Raw genomic sequence first — 19,920 nt, forward strand, 5'->3', positions numbered from 1 at the left:
CGCGTGTTCGAGCACGTCGACCCGTTCATCGGGACCGAGGCCACGGCCCTGCCGCCGCAGTCCGGGCTGGCCGCGACCTGGTGGTGGCCGAAGCCGCAGGTCGGCAACACCCACCCGGGCGCCACGTACCCGCTGGGGATGGTGAGCGCGTGCGCGTACTCGGGGGCGTACCCGACGGGGTACGGGCGGTACGACCTGTCGACGGAGGGCCGGCCGCCGGAGCTGCACACGTCGCAGCGGGCGTCGGGGTTCACGCACTTCCAGCAGTCGGGGACCGGCGCGATCCGCAAGTACTACAACTACGTGCGGGTGACGCCGATGCTCCAGCCGCTCGACGACCTGGGCCGGCTGTGGGACCTCACCGACGAGACCGCCGAGCCCGGCTACTACGCGGCCACGCTCGAGTCGGGCATCCGGTGCGAGGTGACGGTCGGGCCGAAGTCGGCGGTGCACCGGTACACGTTCCCCGCCCACCGGGACGCGCGCCTCGTCATCGACCTCAGCCTCGGCGGCCTGGACATCCCGTACGGCCGGACCGTGCCGCTGCGGGCGCACCTCGAGTCCCTGGCACCGGGCGTCGCGCAGGGCGAGATCACCGTGGAAGGCGCGCCGCTGGCGGTGCACGTCGAGTGCGACGCACCCGGTGCGGCCCAGTGGCGGCAGCTGCTCTGGTACGACCGCCGCCTGATGCCCGGCGGGACCCGGCTCGACTTCGACCGGATCCGCCCGACGACCCTGCGGCCGTTCGGCCTGATGTGGGCGGGCCGGGCCGAACCGGGGCAGGTCGTCGAGCTGCGGTTCGGGTTCTCGCTGCGCGGCGTGGAGCAGGCGCGCCAGAACCTGGTCCGCGAGTGCGGGCCGGGCCCGTCGTCGTTCTCCGAGCGGCGGGCGCGCACGGCGCACACGTGGCGGCAGCACCTCGCGAAGGTCCAGGTCGACACCCCATCGACGGACAAGCAGACGGTCCTGTCGACCGCGCTCTACCACTCGCTGGTGAAGCCCTGCCTGGCGCCGGACGAGAGCCCGTTCTGGCCGACCGACACCCCCTTCGCGTACGACATCGCGACCATGTGGGACATCTACCGGACCCAGCTGCCGCTGCTGACCGCGCTGGTACCGGACAAGGCGGTCGAGCTGGCGACGGCCATCCTGCACATCGCCGAGGAGGAGGGGAACTTCCCGATCGGCTACCGGATGGCCCGCGGGGCGGACCGGTTCTCCCGGCAGGGCAGCGCGCTGGCGCACACGTTCTTCGCCGACCTGTGCGCCCTCGGGCTGCCGCTCGACTGGGACTGGGCGCTGGTGCACCTGCACAACGACCTGCGCCGGACGTACGGCGAGGAGTTCCTGCTGCACGGCCGGACCCACCCGATCAGCCACACCCTGGACCTCGCGTTCGGGTACTTCTGCACGTCCGTGATCGCCCGGCACGTCGGCGACCGGACGCTCGTCGACCAGTTCGCGCCGCTGGCCGCGCGCTGGCGGAACGCGTTCGACCCCGCGACCGGTCTGCTGGTCGACTCCACGTTCTACGAGGGCGGCCGGTGGAACTACTCGTTCCGGCTGCTGCACGACATGGCGGCGCGGATCGAGGGCGCGGGGGGCGACGACGCCTTCGTGGGTCTGCTCGACCGGTTCTTCGGGTTCGGCGCCGACCCGGTGCGGCAGCCGGGCCTCGCGCCCACCGAGGACGAGATGCTCGCCGGCTACGGCCTGCACCGGTTCGAGGGCCTGAACAACGAGCCCGACATGGAGGCCCCGTGGGCCTACCAGTACGCCGGTCGCCCGGACCGCACCGCCGAGGTCGTGCACGCCGTCACCCAGCAGCAGTTCGGCACCGGACGCGGCGGGCTGCCCGGCAACGACGACTCCGGCGGGCTGTCGTCCTGGTACGTGTGGGCGAGCCTCGGCCTGTTCCCCGTCGCCGGTCAGAACCTGTTCCTGCTCAACGCGCCGGCCTGGCGCGAGGCGCGGATCGACGTGGGCGGCCGGCCGTTCACGATCGAGACCACCGGGTTCGTCGAACCCGAGCCGGACCGGCCGGCGCAGCACGTCCAGCGGATCCGCCTCGACGGCGTCGAGCTGGACCGCACCTGGCTCACCGGCACCGAGCTGCACGCCGGCGGGCGCCTCCAGGTCGACCTCGGCCCGGAGCCCGGCCCGTGGAACGCCGCCGCACGACCCCCCTCGACCAGCACCTCGTCCGCCGCGCAGCCCGCGCCGCACCCCCTCGGAGGCACGCCGTGACCGACACCACCCTGCGCACCACCGAGGACGCCGCCGCGCCCCGGCGGGTCGACCGCCGCCTGGTCATCGTGGTGCGCGCCGACCCGGTGATCTGCGGGCACTCCGGCGAGGCCCGGAACCTCGCCGAGGCGGCGCTGGACCGCGGGTTCGACGAGGTCCGGATCGTGACGTGGCCGATCGACCGCCTGCAGGCGGCCGGGCTGCCGCTGAAGCCGCTGGACCGGGTGCTGCCGTACCGGGACGGCGTGGTCGTCGAGCGCCCCGACCCGGTCGGTGACTACAAGGTCCCGGACGGCCGGTACGTCGCGGGGCTGATCGGCCGCCTGGTCGAGCTGTTCACCGACGGCGTCCCGACCGTCGCGCTGTCGCTGTACCTGAGCCCGCACGCCACCGCCGTCGCGGACGCCGTGCACGTCGCCCGCCGCACCGGCCTGCCCGTGCAGGTCACGACGGTCGCGGAGGCCGTCGGGTCGGACGTCACCAACGTGGTGCGTGCCGCCGTCGAGGCCGACCGGTTCGGTGCCGCCGCGCACGTGCTGACGTCCTACCTGGCCCACGACGTCTGCCTCGCGGTCTCGGAGTACACCCGCGACCTGATCGTGTCCGAGGCGGAGGCCGTCGACGCGAAGCACGGCACCACGTTCGCCGCGCAGTGCCGCGAGCGCGTGCGGATCTCCTACCCCGCGGTCGACGTGCAGCAGTACCTGTCCCGCGACGACGCCGAGACCGACGCCGCGCTCGCCGCGCGCGGGCTCGACCGCGACGGCTACGTGCTCTACCTGTCGCGGCTCGCGGCGGCGAAGGGCGTCGACGACCTGATCGACGGGTACGCCGCCAGCTCGGCGCCCGGCACGCACCGCCTGGTCATCGCCGGGAACGGCCCGGAGGCCGCGGTGCTCCGGGCGCACGCCGCGGCGTCGCCGGTCGCGGACCGGGTGCTGTTCCTCGACGACGTGTCCGACGACGAGAAGCCGCACCTCATGGCCGGCGCCGCCGCCTACGTGCTGCCCAGCAAGCCGCGCCCCGAGTTCGTCGAGACGTTCGGCATCGCGCTGGTCGAGAAGATGCTGTCCGGCGGCGGGCCGGTCATCACGACCGACACGGGCGGCATCCCCGAGGCCGTCGGCGACACGGCGCTGATCGTGCCCGTCGAGGACCCGGCCGCCATCGCCGCGGCGCTCGACCGGGCACTGGGCGTCTCCGCCGAGGAGCGCGAGGCGTGGGCCGGGCGGTCGCGGGAGTTCGCGCTCCAGTTCGACCGGGCCGTCGTGCTCGACAAGATCCTCGAGGCGGTGGACGCGCTCACGCCGGCGGGGTGAGCGCGTCGCGGGGCCTCAGCCGCAGGTGTCGCAGACGCCCGTCGCGGGGAGGATCGTGAAGCACGTCGGGCAGGCGATCTCGACCGGCTCGCGCTTGACCGCGCGGGTGCTGGTCGTGGACGCCGCGCGGGGCTTCGCGGGGGCCTTGGCCCGGGGCGCGCGGGCGGGCGCGGCCGCGCGCTCCGGGACGGGGACCGTGAACCCTCGGCGCCCGAGCAGCGCCTGCGCGGACGTCTCGCCGCCGTGGAACTCGTCGGCCGTCGCGAGCCGTCCGGTCGCGAACCGGTGCGCGACGCCGAGGATCGCCAGGGTCGGGTACTGCTTGCCCTCGTGCTCGAACGTGGCCGTGTCGGTGCCCCCGAAGCCGTAGACGCCGAGGAAGTCCTCGGCACCCCGGGACCGGTGCTCGGCGATCGCCTGGAGGATGTGCTGACGCGTCACCGCGGAGAAGGTTGCCACGTGGCGGCAGTCTACGTCGCCGCCTCCCGGCGACCGTCCGCGGAGGTCCCTCGCGCCGGTCCCCGCGGCCCCTCCCACCGCGCGGACCAGGCCCGCAGCCGGTAGGAACGACGTCATGACCCGCGTCGGATTCCACAACTCGCACGAGCAGGTCCACCCCTCCGCGCTCCTCGCGGCCACCCAGCACGCCGAGCAGGCCGGCTTCGACGCCGCGATGTGCTCGGACCACTGGGCCCCGTGGAGCGTCCACCAGGGCCACTCCGGGTTCGCCTGGACGTGGCTGGGCGCCGCGATGGCGACGACCCGGCTGCCGTTCGGCGTGGTCAACGCCCCCGGTCAGCGGTACCACCCGGCGATCATCGCGCAGGCCGCGGCGACGCTCGGGGCGATGTTCCCGGGCCGGTTCTGGGTGGCGCTCGGGTCCGGCGAGAACATGAACGAGCACATCACCGGCGACGCCTGGCCCCCCAAGGCCGAGCGCGACGCCCGGCTGCGGGAGTCGGTCCAGGTCATCCGCGCGCTGCTCGCCGGGGAGGAGGTCACCCACCACGGGCTCGTCACCGTCGACCGGGCGCAGCTGTGGACGCTGCCCGAGGTGCCGCCGCGGCTGATCGGCCCCGCCGTGTCCGTCGAGACGGCGCGGGCGCACGCCGACTGGGCGGACGGCCTGGTCACGGTCAACCAGGAGCCCGAGAAGCTGCGCCGCGTCGTCGAGGCCTACCGCGAGGCGGGCGGTCGCGGGCCGATCTCCCTGCAGGTGCACGTCTCGTACGCGACCGACCCCGCCGAGGCCTGGCGGCTCGCCCGCGAGCAGTGGGCGGGCAACGCCGCGGGGCCGCCCCGGGCGTGGGACATCGCGACCACCGAGGAGTTCGACCGCGTCGCGCAGACCGTCGACGACGACACCCTCGGCACCTCGGTGGTGATCGAGCACGACCCCGCGCGGCTCCGGGACCGGCTGGTCGACCTGGTCGAGATCGGGTTCGACGAGGTCTACCTGCACCAGGTCGCGACCGACGTCCGCCCCGACCACCACAAGCACGCCGACGCCACCCCCACGGTCACCCACCCGCCGTCGTCGCTGGACGCGTTCATCGACCTCGCCGCCGAGCACCTGCTGCCCGCCCTGCGCCAGGTCGACGCCGGCACCGAGGGGGCGGCCGCGTGAGGATCCGCGACACCGGCGACCTCTGGTGGAAGAACGCCGTCGTCTACTGCCTCGACGTCGAGACCTACATGGACTGGAACGACGACGGCGTCGGCGACCTGCCCGGCCTCGTCCAGCGCCTCGACCACCTGGCCGAGCTCGGCGTCACCTGCCTGTGGCTGATGCCCTTCTACCCGACCGCCGACCGCGACGACGGCTACGACATCACCGACTTCTTCGGCGTCGACCCGCGCCTCGGGGACGCCGGCGACCTCGTCGAGCTGATCCGCACCGCCCGCGACCGCGGCATCCGGGTCATCGCGGACCTGGTCGTCAACCACACCTCCGACCGGCACCCCTGGTTCCGGTCCGCGCGCAGCAGCCCCGACAGCCCCTACCGGGACTTCTACGTCTGGCGCACCGACGAGCCGCCGCCCACGGGCGACGAGGTGATCTTCCCCGACCAGGAGGACGGGATCTGGACGTACGACGAGACCGCCGGCGCCTGGTACCGGCACCGGTTCTACCGCCACCAGCCCGACCTGAACACCGCGAACCCGCAGGTCCGGGACGCCATCGCGAAGGTGGTCGGCTACTGGTCCGAGCTCGGGCTGTCCGGGTTCCGGGTCGACGCCGTGCCGTTCATGCTCGCCGACGCCGCGAACAGCCCCCACGACGACATCGAGCACCCGCACGAGTTCCTCAAGGCGCTGCGGTCGTTCCTGTCCCGCCGGGTCGGCGACGCGATCCTGATGGGCGAGGTCAACCTCCCGTACGACGAGCAGCGGCTGTTCTTCGGCGACCAGGACGGCGACGGCTCCGCCGAGGGCGACGAGCTCACGCTCCAGTTCGACTTCATCGCGATGCAGCAGATGTACCTCTCGCTCGCCCGGCAGGACGCGGGCCCGATCGCCCAGGCGCTGCGCGACCGCCCGGAGATCCCGCACGACGCGCAGTGGGCGACGTTCGTCCGCAACCACGACGAGCTGACCCTCGACAAGCTGTCCGACGACGAGCGCGCCGAGGTGTTCGCCGCGTTCGGCCCCGACGAGGACATGCAGCTCTACGGCCGGGGGCTGCGCCGCCGCCTGCCCCCGATGCTCGGCGGCGACCCGCGCCGGGTGCGGATGGTCTACTCGCTGCTGTTCACACTGCCCGGCACGCCCGTGCTGTTCTACGGCGAGGAGATCGGCATGGGCGAGAACCTCGCCGCCGACGGCCGCCTCGCCGTGCGGACCCCGATGCAGTGGACGTCGGGCCGCAACGGGGGCTTCTCCGCCGCGGAGCGCCGACGCCTCGCCGGGCCCGTCGTCGAGGACGGCTACGCCCCCGAGCACGTGAACGTCGCCGACCAGCGGCGCGACCCCGACTCGCTGCTGACGTTCCTCCAGACGCTGATCCGCCGGTACCGGGAGTGCCCGGAGCTCGGCTGGGCGACCAGCACCGAGATCCTCGACCAGCCGCACCCCGCCGTCCTCGCCCACCGGGCGACCTGGCAGGACGCGTCGATGGTCGCGCTGCACAACCTCGGTCCCGACGCCGTCACCGTGCCGCTGCGGCTCGCGGACCTGAAGCGCGACCCCGGCGACCCCGGACCCGCCGACGGCACCGCGTCGACCCGCAGCCACGCCGCGGACGACCGGTCCGTGCGGCTCGTCGACCTGCTCGAGGACGGCGCGTACCCCGTCGGGGAGGACGGGCGGGTGGACGTCGAGCTGCCGGGGTACGGGTACCGGTGGCTGCGGGTGGTGCGCCCGGGCTCGCGCCGCCTGCTGTGAGCGCGAGCCGGCTGCCGAGATGGCACTCTGTGCGTCTGGGCGCGGGCCCGCGCCGACGCGGACAGTGCCATCTCGGCGGTGGCGTCAGCGGCGGGTGACCGACCACCGCCCCGCCGCGAGATCCACCAGGCGCGGCAGGATCACGTCGCCGGCGGCGCGCAGCCCGTCGTGCAGGTACTCGTTGGTGACCCAGACCTGCGCGTTGCCGACCGTGTCCGCGGTGCCGAGCGCCAGGTCGAGGTCCACGTACGGGTCGTCGACGTACTGCACCGCGGCGAGCGGCACGTCGTTCGCCGCGAGGCGGTCGTGGTCGTACAGCGCGGGCCACGACGTCCGGGCCGCGAGCGCCTCCGCCGCGCCACGGAACGGCCGCAGCGCCCGCACGTCGGCGAACATCCACGGGAACACCGCCTCACCGGTGAGACCGAGCGGGCGCGCGGCGGGGTCGAGCCCGGGTCGACGGTCCAGCTCGGCCTGCGCGGCCCAGCCCCCGGCACGCTCGCCCTGGTGGTAGATCGTCTCCTGCAGGACCGCGTACAGCGGGTTGGCGTCGAACCCGGTCTGCGTCTGCACGGCCAGCGCGAACGCGTCGTCCGGGGTGCCGTCGGCGTCGGCGTCGAGGGTGTCGAGCAGCCAGTGCAGCCCGTCGACGCCGGTGCTCATGCCGAGCGGCATCCCGAGCGTCTGGAGCCGCGGGACGGTGAGCACGTCCCCGTCCGGCAGCCGGACGTCGCCCGCGGCGAGCCGGTCCGCGAGCGCCGACAACCGGGCCACGTCGTCCGGGTACCGGCGCGCGGACGCCGCCACGCGGGCCTCCTGGCGCGGGAACGTGCGCGCGTAGACCTCCTCGGCGGTCGCGGTCGTGCCGGGCAGGCCGCCGGTCACGTAGCAGGCGGTCAGCGCCTCCGGGTGCCGCGACAGGTACGTCAGCGTGAGGAACCCGCCGTAGGACTGGCCGAGCGTCGCCCACCGCCGCCCGCCGTAGACCGCGTGCCGCACCGCCTCGGCGTCCTCGACGACCGCGTCCGCGCGGAAGCACGCGAGGTAGTCGGCCGCGTCGTCCGCCGTGTCGAACCAAGCCATCGTCCGGCCGTCGACCCGGCCCGACCGACCGGTGCCGCGCTGGTCGAGCAGCACCACGCGGTGCGTGCGGAGCGCGGTGGTCCACCAGCCGCCGCCGAGCGGGCGCGGCGACATGCCACCGGGACCGCCCTGGAGGAACAGCAGCAGCGGCAGGTCCTCGCCGTCGCGCGCCGGGTCCACGAGCTCGCGGGCGAACACGTCGATGTCCCGGTAGCGCGTCGGGTCCGCGCGGTCGACGGGCACCCGCACCCGGTGGTCGCGCACCAGCACCGGCGGCACCGCGACGGGTCCGGTCGTCGCGGTCCCGGGACGGGTCGCGGCAGGGCGGGCGGCAGGCGCGGGCGACGGGGTCACGACCAGCACCCTAGGACCCCCGGCGGGACGGTCAGGGGACGGGCGTGTTTCGGTGGCGTCACCGCCCGCCCCGGCGGGTGACACCTGCGTGAAATCCTCCCCGACGTCCTTGTCGGGCCCGATCCCGGCCGCCGAGACTCGCCGCAGCGCGCCCGACGACGGGCGCGGAGACGCGACACACCCGGGGGCAGGTGGCGATGACGACCGACGACACGCTCGGGAGCACCGGGCTCGCGGACCCGGACCCGCCGTTCGGCCTGCTGCCGGTGGGCGCGCCGGCACCGCGCTGGCTGCACGCCGCGCTCTGCGACGCCTGGGGCTGGGACCCGGTGCGGACGGCCGTCGACCTCGTCGGGCTGTCGCACAACGCGACGTTCCGCGTCCGCGTCGGCGCGGTCCCGGTCGCCATGACCCGCGTCGCGCACCCCGCCTACATGGAGGACACGGCGGCCGCGGAGTCGGAGATCGCCTGGCTGCGGGCGCTGGCGGTCGACGGGACCGTCCGCGTCCCCACGGTGGTGCCGACCGTCGACGGCAGCGGCGTCGCGATGGCCACCGACGACCGTGAACGGCACTGGATGTGCCTGACCACGACGTTCACCCCGGGGCTGCCGCTCGACGAGGTGCTGCCGACCGCGCCCGACCCCGCGGCGCTGCACCGCCGGGTCGGGAGGACGGCGGCGCTGCTGCACGACCACGCGCTGGCGTTCCACCGGCCCCGGGACTTCGTCCGCCCGACCTGGGAGCCCGCCGACCTGGTCGGGCCCGACAGCCGCTGGGGTCCGTGGGAGGCCGCTGCGCTGCCGGACGCCGACCGGGCGCTCCTCCTGCGCGCGCGCGCAGCCGCCCTCGCGGTGCTGGACGACGCGTCGCGGGCACCCGACGTCTGGGGCCTCGTGCACGCCGACCTCCGACCGGGGAACCTGCTGGTCGACGGCGACGACCTCACGGTGATCGACTTCGACGACTGCGGGTTCTCGTGGTTCGTGCTCGACCTCGCCGCCGCGCTGTCCTACGTCGAGCACCTCCCCGACGCCCCGGACCGCGCCCGGGCGTGGGCGGAGGGCTACCAGGAGGTCCGGCCCCTGACCGCCACCGACCAGCGGATCGCCTGCGCGCTGTCGATGCTCCGGCGCCTGCAGCTGCTCGGTCGCACCGCCACGGACCCCCGCGGCGGACCGTCCGGTGCCCTCCGCGCGGAGCAGCCCGCCGGGACGGTGCTGGTCGCGGAGCGGTACCTCGCGTCGCCGACGTGGCTCCTGACCTGACCCCGGCCCGGCCCCGCGCGCCGCTGCTGGCGCCGCTGCTGGCGCCGAGATAGGACCGGCGCGCCGAGGTAGGACGCGCGGAGGCCCTGTCTCGGCGCGGAGGCCCTGACTCGGCGTCGGGCCGGTGGCAGGGTGGGGCGATGAGCGACGCGCACCCCGGCACCGGCGACCTCGCCCGCCTGACCGCCCTGATCCGCGAGTTCAGCGTCGAGCGCGACTGGGTGCAGTTCCACGACCCGAAGTCGCTGGTGCTGGCGCTGGTCGGGGAGGTCGGCGAGCTCGCCGAGCTGGTCCAGTGGCTCCCCGCCGACTCCGCTGCCGAGCACTTCGCCGACCCCGACCGGCACCGTCGCGCGGGCGAGGAGATCGCCGACGTCCTCGTCTACCTGCTGCGGCTGGCGGACGTGCTCGGCGTGGACGTGCTCCAGGCGACGCTCGACAAGCAGGCGGAGGCGCGGCGGCGGTTCCCGGTCGACTCGGTGCGCGGGATCGCGCCGCACCGGGACTGACCCGGCTCCGGGAGCGGCCACCGAACCCTCCACAGGCGGCGCCCCCGCGCGTCGTCCCCAGGCCGGTGCCCGGGGCCGAGCGGGCGTCGCCCGCGGGGTGTCAGGGTCGATCCGAGGCGGCGCGCACGGCACCGCCCGGACGACGGGAGAGCCACACGATGACCCCCCACGCCGCCAGCACGCCGAGCGCGTACCAGAGCAGGTCCAGCGGACCGAACGTCGTGCCGAGCAGGTACCGCAGCAGTGGCCACGCCTCGACCGCCCGCGCCGGGCCCCCGGTGGCCTGCGCGACCTCGACCGCCCAGCACAGGCCGACCGCGAGGCCCGCGCGCGCCGCCGACGACATCCGGGGCAGCGCCCACCGGACCAGCAGCAGCACCAGCGCGGCGTACAGGGCGTCACCCAGGGCGTCGCCCACCGCTCCCGAGCCGAGTCGGGCGGTGGCCAGGCCCGCGGTCACCACGGCGGCCCCGGCCAGCGCGGTCGACCGCCAGGGGCGTCGGGGTCGCCCTGCGTCGCCCATCCCACCTCCCACGTCCGCGGCGGAACGGGTCGCACCCCCGCCGTCGACGACGCTAGAGGACGCGCCCGACCGCCGGGCGACGCGCCCGTCAGCAGCGGGAGGAGGTGCTGTGTCGGTGCCGTGTGCGACGGTTCCGCGGTGAGTCGCACCACCCGTCCCCGTCGCCGCACGTCCGCACCACCGCTCCGGGGGCGCCGGCTCGGCTGGGTGTGGCTGGTCCTGGTCCTCGCCGTCGGGCTGGGCACCGGGCTGCCCGTCTGGTCGGAGGCGCGCGAGTCGGCGCGGTTCCCGGTGTCCGCGGCCGACCTGGACCGGGCGCGCACGGAGCTCGACGGCCTGGCGGTCAAGGGCCGCGCGCCACGCACCGGCTACGACCGGGAGCAGTTCGGTCCCACGTGGGCGGACGTGGACCGCAACGGCTGCGACACCCGCAACGACGTGCTCGCCCGCGACCTCACCGGAGTCGCGTTCGAGGAGGGCACGCACGACTGCGTGGTGCTGTCGGGCACGCTCGACGACCCGTACACGGGGACCTCGATCGACTTCGTGCGCGGACCCAGCAGCGCGGCCGTGCAGATCGACCACGTCGTCGCCCTCTCGGACGCGTGGCAGAAGGGCGCCCAGCAGTGGGACGCCGAGACACGGCGGCAGTTCGCGAACGACCCCGCGAACCTGCTCGCCGTCGACGGCCCGACGAACGGCGCGAAGGGCGACGGCGACACCGCCACGTGGCTGCCGCCGAGCACGGGCTACCGGTGCGCGTACGTGGTCCGGCAGGTCCGGGTGAAGGCCGCCTACGGGTTGTGGGTCACCGAGGCCGAGCGCGCCGCGATGGACCGGGAGCTCGACCGGTGCGTCGTGAGCGGGTGACGGGCGCAGGCCTGCGGGTCACAACCGGGTGGTGTCCATGTGCTGCACGTGACGACGCACCCGTTCTGCGAACTCGGGACACCCCGCCCTCCTGAGGGCGGCGCACAGGTCGACCGCGCCGCTCCGCCGGACGTGGTACTCGACCTGTCTCGTCGCGACCTCGCTCACCACCCGAGGTACGGAGTCGTCGACCAGGACGAAGAACTCGTCCGGCAGATAGACCTCGTAGGGGAGGGAATCTGCGTCGCCCTCCGCGAAGAACCCGCGGTCGGCCGTGAGCACGACATCGATGTCACCGGCGATCGCGGCCGCGTGGACGTGCTGGTCGTTCGGGTCGCCCGAGAACGTCCCGTCGACGGCGAAGTCGTCGATGCGACCGCCCTCGAGCACCGCCGTGATCCGGTCCCGGATCGTCGAGGTCGTCGCGCCGTCCCACCCCGGATTCTTGCGACGCAGCTGGTACATGGTCTCCGCGAGGATGTCCTCGGTCCAGTACACCCGGTACGGCCCTGCCCCCGTCTCGAGCTGGATCATCAGCAACCAGTCGCGGAGGGTCCGGGAGAACAGGACGTTCGCGTCGGCCAGGACCCGGGTGGTTCGCACCTCAGGAGGCTACGGACACCTGGTTGAGGGCCCTTCTCGACCACCTACTCGACGTCGAGCGCCAGCAGCTCCTCGAAAGCTCGCCGCTGCCGATCGAGCCGCGCTCTGCGGAACTCGAGGACGTCGCTCGTCTTCAACCGCGTGTGCGACCCGACCCGGTGGGCCTTGAGGTCGCCTGCGGAGACGAGCTTCATCAACGTCGGGCGAGAGATGCCCAGCAGATCGGCTGCGGTCGTGGTCGTGAGCTCGTCGGGCATCGTGCCGATCGTGATGACGCCCCCGTTCGCCACGGTGTCGAGAATCGTCGTGAGCAACCGCGAGAGCTCGGGCGGCACCGCACCGAGCACGTGGCCGGAGCCGAGGAGTCCCCACTGGTCGGACTGGGGTGCGAGCCCGATCAGCTCCTGGGCCTGCTGGCGCTGCAGGCGCGTCGTCACGAGCTTGCTGTCGACCAGAGCGGTGGTGGCCATCGGACGTTCCCCTCGGTCTCGGGTGTTGCAGATATCAGTGTGCCCAGTTGCACCTATAACTGCAAGTTCGAGTCAGAGCAGCGGTCGCTGCAGGATCCACGACCCGCCGAGCACCAGCGCCCCGACGCACACCACCAGGAACGCCCCGACCCAGAACCCGCCCGGCAGCGGTGTCAGCCGCCCGAGCACGTCCGCGTCGGAGGTGCCCCGCCCGCGGGTCCGCCGCCGCTGCGACTGCATCTCCAGCACCGCCCGCGGCGCGCCGAGCAGCAGGTACCAGGTGACCACGTAGGCGACCGCGACCTGCACCGGGGCGCTCCCCCACCAGCTCACGCCGACCAGCACGACCCCGGTCACCAGCACCGACCACAGCCCGTACCAGTTCCGGATCTGCACCAGCACGAGCACCAGCGCCAGCAGCAGCCCCCACAGCAGCCCGACGGCGTAGCCCTGCCCGAGCACCCACGCCGCCCCGAGCCCGAGCACCGCGGGCCCGACGTACCCGGCGAACGCGGTGGCGACCATCCCGGGACCCCGGGGCTTCCCGACGGACACGGTCAGCCCCGAGGTGTCGGAGTGCAGCCGGATCCCCGACAGCCGACGGCCGGACAGCACCGCCACGAGCCCGTGCGCCGCCTCGTGGACGATCGTCAGCACGTGCCGGGACAGGTGCCACAGCGTCGGGACCGCGAGCAGGGCCAGCGCCACCAGCAGCGTGCCGACCAGCACCACCTGTCCGGGCGCCGGTTGCACGGTCGTCGCGCGGTCCCAGATCTCCCCGGGCAGCGACCGCAGGGTGTCGAGCACGCCGCTCACAGCTGGTCGAGGGTGATGTCGTCGAGCTCGACCACGAGGTGCAGGCCGTCCGCGGCGACGGTCGCCCCGGTGATCGAGGCGCCGGCGGGCAGCTCGTCGACGACCCCGAGCTCCGTGAGCCGCCCCGCGATCCCGTCCGGGAGCGACCCCGCGTCGATCGTCAGCCCCGCGAGCGTGGCACCGGTGATGGTCGCGGTCAGCCCTTCGGCCCCGGCGGGCGCGACCGTGAGCCCGACCGAGACGGGCACCCCGGCGAGCGACCCGCCGGCGACCAGCGTCTCCCCGTCCACGGTGAGCTCGAGGTCCCAGCCGGTCTTCTGCCGCAGCAGCGTCTGGAGCACGGCGGTCGACACGGTCGCGGTCGCCACGACGTGCTCGGCGCCACGGGTCCCGCGGATCGCCACACCCGACGCGGCGACGTCGAGGTCGGTGACCTCGAGCCCCTGGAGCACCGCGCCCGACGCGGCGAGGTGCACGTCGTCGAGCGTGCCGCCGACGACCTGGGTGAGGAACGGGAACCCGTCGATGCGCACCGCGAGGTCCGTGGCGGACAGCCGCGAGCGCACGGCGTCGGCGGCGGCGTCCTCGGCGATCCCGTGGGTCACGCGGTCGGCGAGCAGCGCGCCCCCGACGACGACCAGGACGGCGAGCGTGGATCCGATGAGGCAGCCGAGGCGGCGGCGAGGAGAGCGGGTCACGCCCCGAGGGTACGAGGCGCGGCGGGGCGGCGGCTGGGAACGCGACGGTCCTCGCCCGGTTGCGGGCCCCCGCTGCCCGACGTTGACTTCCAGGGAGCAGGGGCACGCAGCGGCACCGAGCGGACGGGAGCGCCAGCATGGGCATCGGGGACTTCGTCGACAAGGCCAAGAAGGCAGTCGCGGGCAACGAGGACAAGATCGCCGGCGCGATCGACAAGGCGGCGGACGCCGTGAAGGCGCGCACCGGCGACTCGACCGACCGGAAGATCGACCAGGCCACCGACAAGGCCCGGGAGTTCCTGGAGAAGCAGCGGCACGACGCCGCCGACCGCCCGCCGGTCCGCCACGACGAGCGCCCCGACCCGCCCGCCCTGTAGAGAGGAACCGCGTGAGCGACACCGGACAGCCGGACCCCACCACCCCCGACCGACCGGTGCTGCTCGTGCTGCACGGCGCGCGCGGCGACCTCGCGCAGCGCATGGTCTACCCCGGCCTGGCGGCGCTCGCCGCGGGCGGGCTGATGCCGGAGCGCTGGCTGGTCGTGGGCACCGGCCGCAAGCCGGTCGGCGACGACGAGATCGCCGACCTCGTGCGGGACTCCCTGCGCGAGCACGGCGACCCGGAGCACGCCGACGCCCTCGACGGCCACGTGCGGTACGCGACGACGTTCACCGAGGACGAGCCGGGCGAGCTCGTGGACGCGATCCGCGACGCTACGCGGGAGCTCGCGGGCGACGACGGCGCGGACGTCCTCGTCGTGCACTACCTCGCCGTACCGCCGTCGGCGTTCGCGCCGACCACCCGCGCGCTGCGGGTGCACGACCTCGCGGACGGCGTCCGCGTCGTGTTCGAGAAGCCCTACGGCACCTCCCCGGAGTCGTTCGAGGAGCTCGACGCCCTGGTGCACGAGGTGCTCGACGAGGAGCAGGTGTTCCGGATCGACCACTTCCTCGGCAAGGAGGCGACCCAGAACCTGCACGTGCTGCGGTTCGCCAACGAGCTGTTCGGCGGGGTCTGGTCGCGCGAGCACGTCGCGCAGGTGCAGATCGACGTCCCGGAGACGCTGGACGTCGCCGACCGTGCGGACTTCTACGACGAGACCGGCGCCGCGCTCGACATGCTGGTCACCCACCTGTTCCAGGTGGCGGCCGAGGTCGCGATGGAGCCGCCGGCCCGGATGGACCCGGACCACCTGGCCGCCGCCCGCGAGGACGTGATCCACCGGTTCCGGCCGCTGGACCCGACCGAGGACGTGGTGCTCGGGCAGTTCGACGGCTACCGGGGCATCGAGGGCGTCGCGGACGACTCGACCACCGACACGTTCGTCGCCGCGCGCCTGTGGGTCGACGCCGACCGGTGGCGGGGCGTGCCGTTCCTGCTGCGGACCGGCAAGCGGATGGCCGCGCAGGCGCAGCGGGTCACGCTGGTGCTGCGCACCCCGGACGAGCTGTTCGGCGAGCCCGCCGGCCCGGGCCGGATCAGCATCTCCCTGGCCGGGGACGGCGCGATCGACATCACCACCACCGTGAAGATGCCCGGGCCCGACCTGCGGCTCGCGACGGGGACGGCCTCGCTGGCCTTGACCGACGTCGAGCCGGGCGACCCGCTGCCCCCGTACGCGTCGCTGCTGCACGACGTGCTGGTCGGGGACCGGACGCTGTTCACGACGCCGGAGGGGCTGCGGTCCGCGTTCGCGGCGTTCGCCCCGCTGCTCGGCCCGGACCGCCCGGACCCCGAGCCGTACGCGCCGGGGTCGTGGGGTCCCGCCCGGGCCGACGCGCTCGCCGGCCCGGACGGGTGGGTCCTCACTCGTAGCTGACGGCGTCCAGCACGCGCATCCGGGCGGCACGGGTGGCCGGCCACACCGCGGCCAGCACACCCACGACCACCGCGAGCACCAGCATCCCCGACAGGTTGCCCCACGGGATCACCAGCTCGGACAGGCCGTCCTCGGCGTAGACGGTCGGCAGGGTCGCGGCCAGCGACACCCCGACCGCCAGCCCGACGACGGTGCCGAACACCGCGGTGAGCACCGACTCGACGACCACCGTCCCCGCGAGCTGCAGGCGCCCGAGGCCGACCGCGCGCAGCAGCCCGATCTCCCGGGTCCGCTCGATGACGGACAGCGCGAGGGTGTTGACGATGCCGAGCACCGCGATCACCACGGACAGCCCGAGCAGCGCGTACAGGATCACGAGCACCTGGTTGACCTGGTCCGCGAGGTTGGACACGAACTCGTCGCGGGTGAGCACGGACACGACCACGTACGGCGAGACCGTCGCGGCGACCGCGTCCTTCAGCACGGCGACGTCGACGCCGTCGGCGGCGGAGACGAGCACCGTGTCGACCGTCTGCTGCTCCGCGGGGACCAGCGCGTCGAGCGTGTCCTGCGCGACCACGACGCCCGCGCCGAGCACGTTGCTGGAGAACACCGCGCCGATCGTGAGCTCCCGGTCGCCGGCGGGGGTGGTGACGACGAGCGTGTCGCCGACCGACCAGCCCTGCGTCTCCGCCGCGGACTCCTGCACCACGGCGTCGCCGCCGGCGATCGCGGCGAGGTCGCCGTCGATCGTCTCGGCGTCCACGGACCGGCCGAACATGTCCTCCGGCACGCCCGCCACGTACTGCACCCCGGCGTCGGTCCCGTCCCCGGAGGTCACGTTCAGCGGCGCGAAGGCCATCGCGTCCGCCTCGCCCACCTCGGGCAGTGCGGCCACGTCGGCGACCGCGCCGGCCGGGATCGCCCGGGTCGCGGACTGCAGGACCAGGTCGGCGTGCGTCTGGGACTCGACCACCCCGGCGACCGACTCCTGCGCCGACACCGCGATCACGGACACGCCGCCGACGAGGGCCATACCGATCATCAGCGCGCCCGCGGTGTTCGCGGTCCGGCGCGGGTTGCGCACCACGTTGCCGCGCGCGAGCCGCCCGACGGGGCGCAGCAGCCGCACGAACGGCCACGCCAGCACCGACAGCACGCTGCGCGCCAGGCTCGGCGCGAGTGCGAGCACCCCGAGCAGCACCCCGGCCGCGCCGGCCCCGAGCGCCGTGCCCGCGGCCTCCGCCTCCGGGTTCAGCACCGCGGCGAGCACCCCGGCGACCCCGAGGCCCACGAGCACCAGGCCGCCGAGGGCCCGCACCCGCATCGAGCGCTCGGGCACGGTCACCTCGTCCCGCATGGCCTCGACCGGCGGCACCAGCGCGGCACGTCGGGCGGGCACCGCGGCGGCGAGCACGCTGACCAGCGTCCCGACCGCGAGCGAGACGCCGATGGTCGCGGCGTCGACGGGGATGTCGCCGCCGAGGTCCATGCCCGCCGAGGCGAGCACGGCCTTCAGCCCCTGGACCAGCCCCAGCCCGCCGGCGACGCCGATGGCCGAGCCGAGCAGGCCGACCACGGCCGCCTGCACCAGGATCGAGGCGAACACCTGCGCCGGCGACGCGCCGACGGCCCGCAGCAGCGCGAACTCCCGCATGCGCTGCCGCACCGACATCGCGAACGTGTTGGAGATGATGAACGCGCCCACGAACAGCGCGATCGCGGCGAACACCAGCAGGAAGGTCGTGACGAACCCGAGCATGTCGTCGATCGCGGCCTTGGAGTCGTCGCGCAGCTCCTGCCCGGTGACCGCCTCGGCGCCCGGCGGTGCCAGCGACGCCAGCCGCTCGACGAGCTGCTCCGGGGTGGTGCCGTCCGCCGCGTACACCGCGATGTCGGCGACCCCGTCGTCCGGGGCGAACAGCGTGTACGCGGTGTCGGCGTCGACCAGCACGATCGTGGCGCCGGCCATCGGACCGCCCATGTCGACCCGGCCGACCACCTCGACGTCGGTCACCTGACCGCCGAGGACCGCCTGGGTCTCGTCGCCGATCGCCAGGCCGGAGGACTCCAGCGTGGCGGTCTCGAGGGCGACCTCCCCGGCGCGCTCGGGTCCGCGGCCCTCGACGACCTCCACCGCCGGGTCCTCGTCGAGGTACGCGAACGCGAAGCTCGGGGCCTGGGTGCTCTGCACCGCGGTGCCGTCGGCGCCGACCAGGACGATCGGGCCCTGCACCTCGGGGATCGCCTGCCGGACGCCGTCGACCCCGGCGACCTCGGTGGCGAGGTCCCGCGGGACGGTGCCCGTCACGGCGGCGTCCTCCACGAGGGACGCGCCCTCGGCGGGGGTCGGACGCAGGTACGCGTCCGCGGGGGCGGCGGCGTCGACGATGCCGGAGAACGTCCCCGACATCATCGCCCGCAGCGAGAAGGTCCCGGCCACGAACGCGACGCCGAGGGCGACCGCGAGCAGCGACAGCAGGAACCGGACCAGGTGCGCGCGGATCCCGCGCAACGCGACGCGCAGCATCAGCCGGCCACCGCGGCGGGGGTGGGACGCAGCGCGGCGAGCGCCGCCAGCACGGAGTCGGGCGTGGGGTCGGTCAGCTCACCGACCAGGTCACCGTCCGCGAGGAACAGCACGCGGTGCGCGTAGGACGCCGCCGTCGGGTCGTGCGTGACCATGACGACCGACTGGCCCAGCTCGTCGACGGACCGGCGCAGGAAGCCCAGCACCTCGCCGGAGGACGTCGAGTCGAGGTTGCCGGTGGGCTCGTCCGCGAACACCACGGACGGCCGGGACACCAGCGCCCGGGCGCACGCGACGCGCTGCTGCTGCCCGCCGGACAGCTCCGTCGGCTTGTGGTCGAGGCGGTCCGCGAGCCCGACGGCCTGCACGACCGCGTCCAGGTGCGCGCGGTCGACCGGGCGGCGCGCGATGTCCAGGGGCAGCGTGATGTTCTCGAGCGCCGTCAGGGTCGGGACCAGGTTGAACGCCTGGAAGATGAAGCCGAGGTGGTCGCGCCGCAGCCGGGTCAGCTGCCGCTCGCGCATCCCGCTGACCTCGAGGCCGTCGACGACCACGGTCCCGGAGTCCGCGCGGTCCAGCCCCGCCATGCAGTGCATGAGCGTCGACTTGCCCGACCCGGACGGGCCCATGATCGCGGTCAGCTCGCCGCGGCCGAAGTCCACGTCCACCCCCGCCAGCGCGCGCACGGTGGTGTCGCCTCTGCCGTACGTCTTCACCAGTCCGCGTGCGCTGGCGATCGGTGTGACCTCGTTGGTCGTCATGGTCCTCAGTTCCTCGGTTGCGGGTGCGGCCCGTCGATCGTCCCGTGGGCCCCGTGACCGGCGGCATCGGTGAAACCCCTGGTCGGCCCCTGATCCTCCCCCCGGGGTGCGCCCGGGGTCCGGGACCCGTGGGCCAGGGATCGCTGTGGCGCGCGTCACACCTGCGTCCTAGTGTGGGGCACGAGGTGCTCCGATGGTGTGGTCCCTGCTGCTGTGGCTGACCCTGCCGGCGCTGACCTTCGCGCTCGCCCTGCGGCTGCTCGGCGGCGGCTGGTCGACGTCGCGTCGCCGCACGGGCCCGACCGCCCGGCTGCGTGCGCGGGTCGCCGGTGCGCTCGACGGGGTCGCGTCCCGGGTCCGGCACGGTCGGCACCCCGCACCCGACTCCGACCCGTTCGACGCCCTGCACGTGCAGGTGCGGCTCGGGATCGTCGCGGACCACCTGCGCGAGCTCGAGGACGACACCCACGCGTGGGCGCGCGCGGAGCGGATCATCGCGAGCCAGCTCGCCTACGACGCGCTGCTCGCGGACGCGTGCCGGCTCGCCGGGGTGGAGGTGCTGCCCCGCGCGAAGGGCGACCCGTGGGAGCGGCTGCGCGAGGAGGTCGAGCTCGCCGCGCGGGGGTGGACCTGGTGAGGCTGGACCTGGTGAGGGTGGATCTGGTG

The 19,920-nt window shown here is 74.6% G+C and carries 19 protein-coding genes; 10 read left to right on the top strand and 9 right to left on the bottom strand.

Translation table 11 applies throughout. From position 1 onward, the window contains the following. Positions 1-3 precede the first annotated feature (3 nt). Complete coding sequence (locus tag ACFVXN_RS15685; RefSeq protein WP_389234434.1) at positions 4-2,247, top strand: glycoside hydrolase domain-containing protein; 2,244 nt, start codon at positions 4-6, stop codon at positions 2,245-2,247. After that, positions 2,244-3,566 carry a glycosyltransferase gene (locus tag ACFVXN_RS15690; RefSeq protein ID WP_389234437.1) on the top strand — a complete coding sequence of 441 codons (1,323 nt, stop codon included), beginning with the start codon at positions 2,244-2,246 and terminating at the stop codon, positions 3,564-3,566. The genes ACFVXN_RS15685 and ACFVXN_RS15690 overlap by 4 nt, the downstream gene beginning before the upstream one ends. Positions 3,567-3,581: 15 nt before the next feature. Here ACFVXN_RS15690 and ACFVXN_RS15695 read toward each other — a convergent pair whose 3' ends face one another. After that, a complete protein-coding gene (locus tag ACFVXN_RS15695; RefSeq protein WP_389234441.1) occupies positions 3,582-4,025 on the bottom strand; it encodes a hypothetical protein in 444 nt (147 codons plus the stop codon). A gap of 115 nt (positions 4,026-4,140) precedes the next feature. On the opposite strand from ACFVXN_RS15695, the gene ACFVXN_RS15700 reads away from it, so the two are divergent. Beyond that, positions 4,141-5,193 carry a TIGR03885 family FMN-dependent LLM class oxidoreductase gene (locus ACFVXN_RS15700; RefSeq protein WP_389234444.1) on the top strand — a complete coding sequence of 351 codons (1,053 nt, stop codon included), beginning with the start codon at positions 4,141-4,143 and terminating at the stop codon, positions 5,191-5,193. Continuing rightward, positions 5,190-6,950, top strand: a complete 1,761-nt coding sequence (locus ACFVXN_RS15705) for an alpha-amylase family protein (RefSeq protein ID WP_389234447.1) — start codon at positions 5,190-5,192, stop codon at positions 6,948-6,950. Before ACFVXN_RS15700 ends, ACFVXN_RS15705 begins: the two co-directional genes overlap by 4 nt. 84 nt (positions 6,951-7,034) lie before the next feature. On the opposite strand, the gene ACFVXN_RS15710 is transcribed toward ACFVXN_RS15705, so the two are convergent. Then, the gene (locus tag ACFVXN_RS15710; RefSeq protein WP_389234450.1) at positions 7,035-8,387 is read right to left on the bottom strand and encodes an alpha/beta fold hydrolase; all 1,353 of its coding nucleotides are present in this window, start codon (positions 8,385-8,387) and stop codon (positions 7,035-7,037) included. A 197-nt stretch (positions 8,388-8,584) separates the two neighbouring features. Here ACFVXN_RS15710 and ACFVXN_RS15715 point away from each other — a divergent pair, with 197 nt between their 5' ends. Together ACFVXN_RS15715 and ACFVXN_RS15720 are read left to right on the top strand one after the other, a co-directional pair. After that, positions 8,585-9,655, top strand: a complete 1,071-nt coding sequence (locus ACFVXN_RS15715; protein WP_389234453.1) for a phosphotransferase enzyme family protein — start codon at positions 8,585-8,587, stop codon at positions 9,653-9,655. Between the two features lie 140 nt (positions 9,656-9,795). Beyond that, positions 9,796-10,164, top strand: coding sequence for a nucleotide pyrophosphohydrolase (locus ACFVXN_RS15720; protein ID WP_389234456.1), 369 nt, complete (start codon positions 9,796-9,798; stop codon positions 10,162-10,164). A 100-nt stretch (positions 10,165-10,264) separates the two neighbouring features. On the opposite strand, the gene ACFVXN_RS15725 is transcribed toward ACFVXN_RS15720, so the two are convergent. Next, a complete protein-coding gene (locus ACFVXN_RS15725) occupies positions 10,265-10,687 on the bottom strand; it encodes a DUF2809 domain-containing protein (protein WP_389234459.1) in 423 nt (140 codons plus the stop codon). A gap of 138 nt (positions 10,688-10,825) precedes the next feature. Between ACFVXN_RS15725 and ACFVXN_RS15730 the strand changes: the two genes are divergently transcribed. Then, a complete protein-coding gene (locus ACFVXN_RS15730) occupies positions 10,826-11,557 on the top strand; it encodes an HNH endonuclease family protein (protein WP_389234462.1) in 732 nt (243 codons plus the stop codon). Positions 11,558-11,575: 18 nt separating this feature from the next. On the opposite strand, the gene ACFVXN_RS15735 is transcribed toward ACFVXN_RS15730, so the two are convergent. From ACFVXN_RS15735 to ACFVXN_RS15750, 4 genes are all read right to left on the bottom strand, one after another. Then, complete coding sequence (locus ACFVXN_RS15735) at positions 11,576-12,160, bottom strand: PIN domain-containing protein (RefSeq protein ID WP_389234465.1); 585 nt, start codon at positions 12,158-12,160, stop codon at positions 11,576-11,578. A gap of 44 nt (positions 12,161-12,204) precedes the next feature. After that, on the bottom strand, positions 12,205-12,630 hold the full coding sequence (locus ACFVXN_RS15740) for a helix-turn-helix domain-containing protein (RefSeq protein WP_389234468.1): 426 nt from the start codon (positions 12,628-12,630) through the stop codon (positions 12,205-12,207). Between the two features lie 72 nt (positions 12,631-12,702). Beyond that, a complete protein-coding gene (locus ACFVXN_RS15745; RefSeq protein WP_389234471.1) occupies positions 12,703-13,446 on the bottom strand; it encodes a M50 family metallopeptidase in 744 nt (247 codons plus the stop codon). After that, positions 13,443-14,144: a DUF2993 domain-containing protein gene (locus ACFVXN_RS15750; RefSeq protein WP_389234474.1), complete on the bottom strand. Its 702-nt coding sequence runs from the start codon at positions 14,142-14,144 to the stop codon at positions 13,443-13,445. Before ACFVXN_RS15750 ends, ACFVXN_RS15745 begins: the two co-directional genes overlap by 4 nt. A 137-nt stretch (positions 14,145-14,281) precedes the next feature. On the opposite strand from ACFVXN_RS15750, the gene ACFVXN_RS15755 reads away from it, so the two are divergent. Both ACFVXN_RS15755 and ACFVXN_RS15760 read left to right on the top strand, forming a co-directional pair. After that, on the top strand, positions 14,282-14,521 hold the full coding sequence (locus ACFVXN_RS15755) for an antitoxin (protein WP_389234476.1): 240 nt from the start codon (positions 14,282-14,284) through the stop codon (positions 14,519-14,521). An 11-nt stretch (positions 14,522-14,532) separates the two neighbouring features. Continuing rightward, positions 14,533-15,963: a glucose-6-phosphate dehydrogenase gene (locus tag ACFVXN_RS15760; RefSeq protein WP_389234478.1), complete on the top strand. Its 1,431-nt coding sequence runs from the start codon at positions 14,533-14,535 to the stop codon at positions 15,961-15,963. On the opposite strand, the gene ACFVXN_RS15765 is transcribed toward ACFVXN_RS15760, so the two are convergent. Both ACFVXN_RS15765 and ACFVXN_RS15770 read right to left on the bottom strand, forming a co-directional pair. Next, positions 15,950-18,493 (bottom strand): ABC transporter permease, encoded by a 2,544-nt coding sequence (locus ACFVXN_RS15765; RefSeq protein ID WP_389234481.1) that lies wholly within the window; start codon positions 18,491-18,493, stop codon positions 15,950-15,952. The two genes, ACFVXN_RS15760 and ACFVXN_RS15765, sit on opposite strands and share 14 nt — an antisense overlap. Continuing rightward, a complete protein-coding gene (locus ACFVXN_RS15770) occupies positions 18,493-19,254 on the bottom strand; it encodes an ABC transporter ATP-binding protein (protein WP_389234484.1) in 762 nt (253 codons plus the stop codon). The genes ACFVXN_RS15765 and ACFVXN_RS15770 overlap by 1 nt, the downstream gene beginning before the upstream one ends. 193 nt (positions 19,255-19,447) lie before the next feature. Between ACFVXN_RS15770 and ACFVXN_RS15775 the strand changes: the two genes are divergently transcribed. Next, entirely contained in the window at positions 19,448-19,891 is a 444-nt protein-coding gene (locus tag ACFVXN_RS15775) for a hypothetical protein (protein WP_389234487.1), read from the top strand. The last annotated feature ends 29 nt before the right edge of the window (positions 19,892-19,920 follow it).

Source organism: Cellulomonas sp. NPDC058312 (genome assembly GCF_042880135.1).
Classification (GTDB): Bacteria; Actinomycetota; Actinomycetes; order Actinomycetales; family Cellulomonadaceae; genus Cellulomonas.

What these genes read in the sequence shown, in the direction of transcription:
- ACFVXN_RS15700 (WP_389234444.1), top strand. Translation starts at nt 4,141, where the DNA reads ATGACCCGCGTCGGATTCCACAACTCGCACGAGCAGGTCCACCCCTCC.
- ACFVXN_RS15715 (WP_389234453.1), top strand. Translation starts at nt 8,585, where the DNA reads ATGACGACCGACGACACGCTCGGGAGCACCGGGCTCGCGGACCCGGAC.
- ACFVXN_RS15720 (WP_389234456.1), top strand. Translation starts at nt 9,796, where the DNA reads ATGAGCGACGCGCACCCCGGCACCGGCGACCTCGCCCGCCTGACCGCC.
- ACFVXN_RS15725 (WP_389234459.1), bottom strand. Translation starts at nt 10,687, where the DNA reads ATGGGCGACGCAGGGCGACCCCGACGCCCCTGGCGGTCGACCGCGCTG.
- ACFVXN_RS15740 (WP_389234468.1), bottom strand. Translation starts at nt 12,630, where the DNA reads ATGGCCACCACCGCTCTGGTCGACAGCAAGCTCGTGACGACGCGCCTG.
- ACFVXN_RS15755 (WP_389234476.1), top strand. Translation starts at nt 14,282, where the DNA reads ATGGGCATCGGGGACTTCGTCGACAAGGCCAAGAAGGCAGTCGCGGGC.
- ACFVXN_RS15765 (WP_389234481.1), bottom strand. Translation starts at nt 18,493, where the DNA reads ATGCTGCGCGTCGCGTTGCGCGGGATCCGCGCGCACCTGGTCCGGTTC.
- ACFVXN_RS15770 (WP_389234484.1), bottom strand. Translation starts at nt 19,254, where the DNA reads ATGACGACCAACGAGGTCACACCGATCGCCAGCGCACGCGGACTGGTG.
- ACFVXN_RS15775 (WP_389234487.1), top strand. Translation starts at nt 19,448, where the DNA reads ATGGTGTGGTCCCTGCTGCTGTGGCTGACCCTGCCGGCGCTGACCTTC.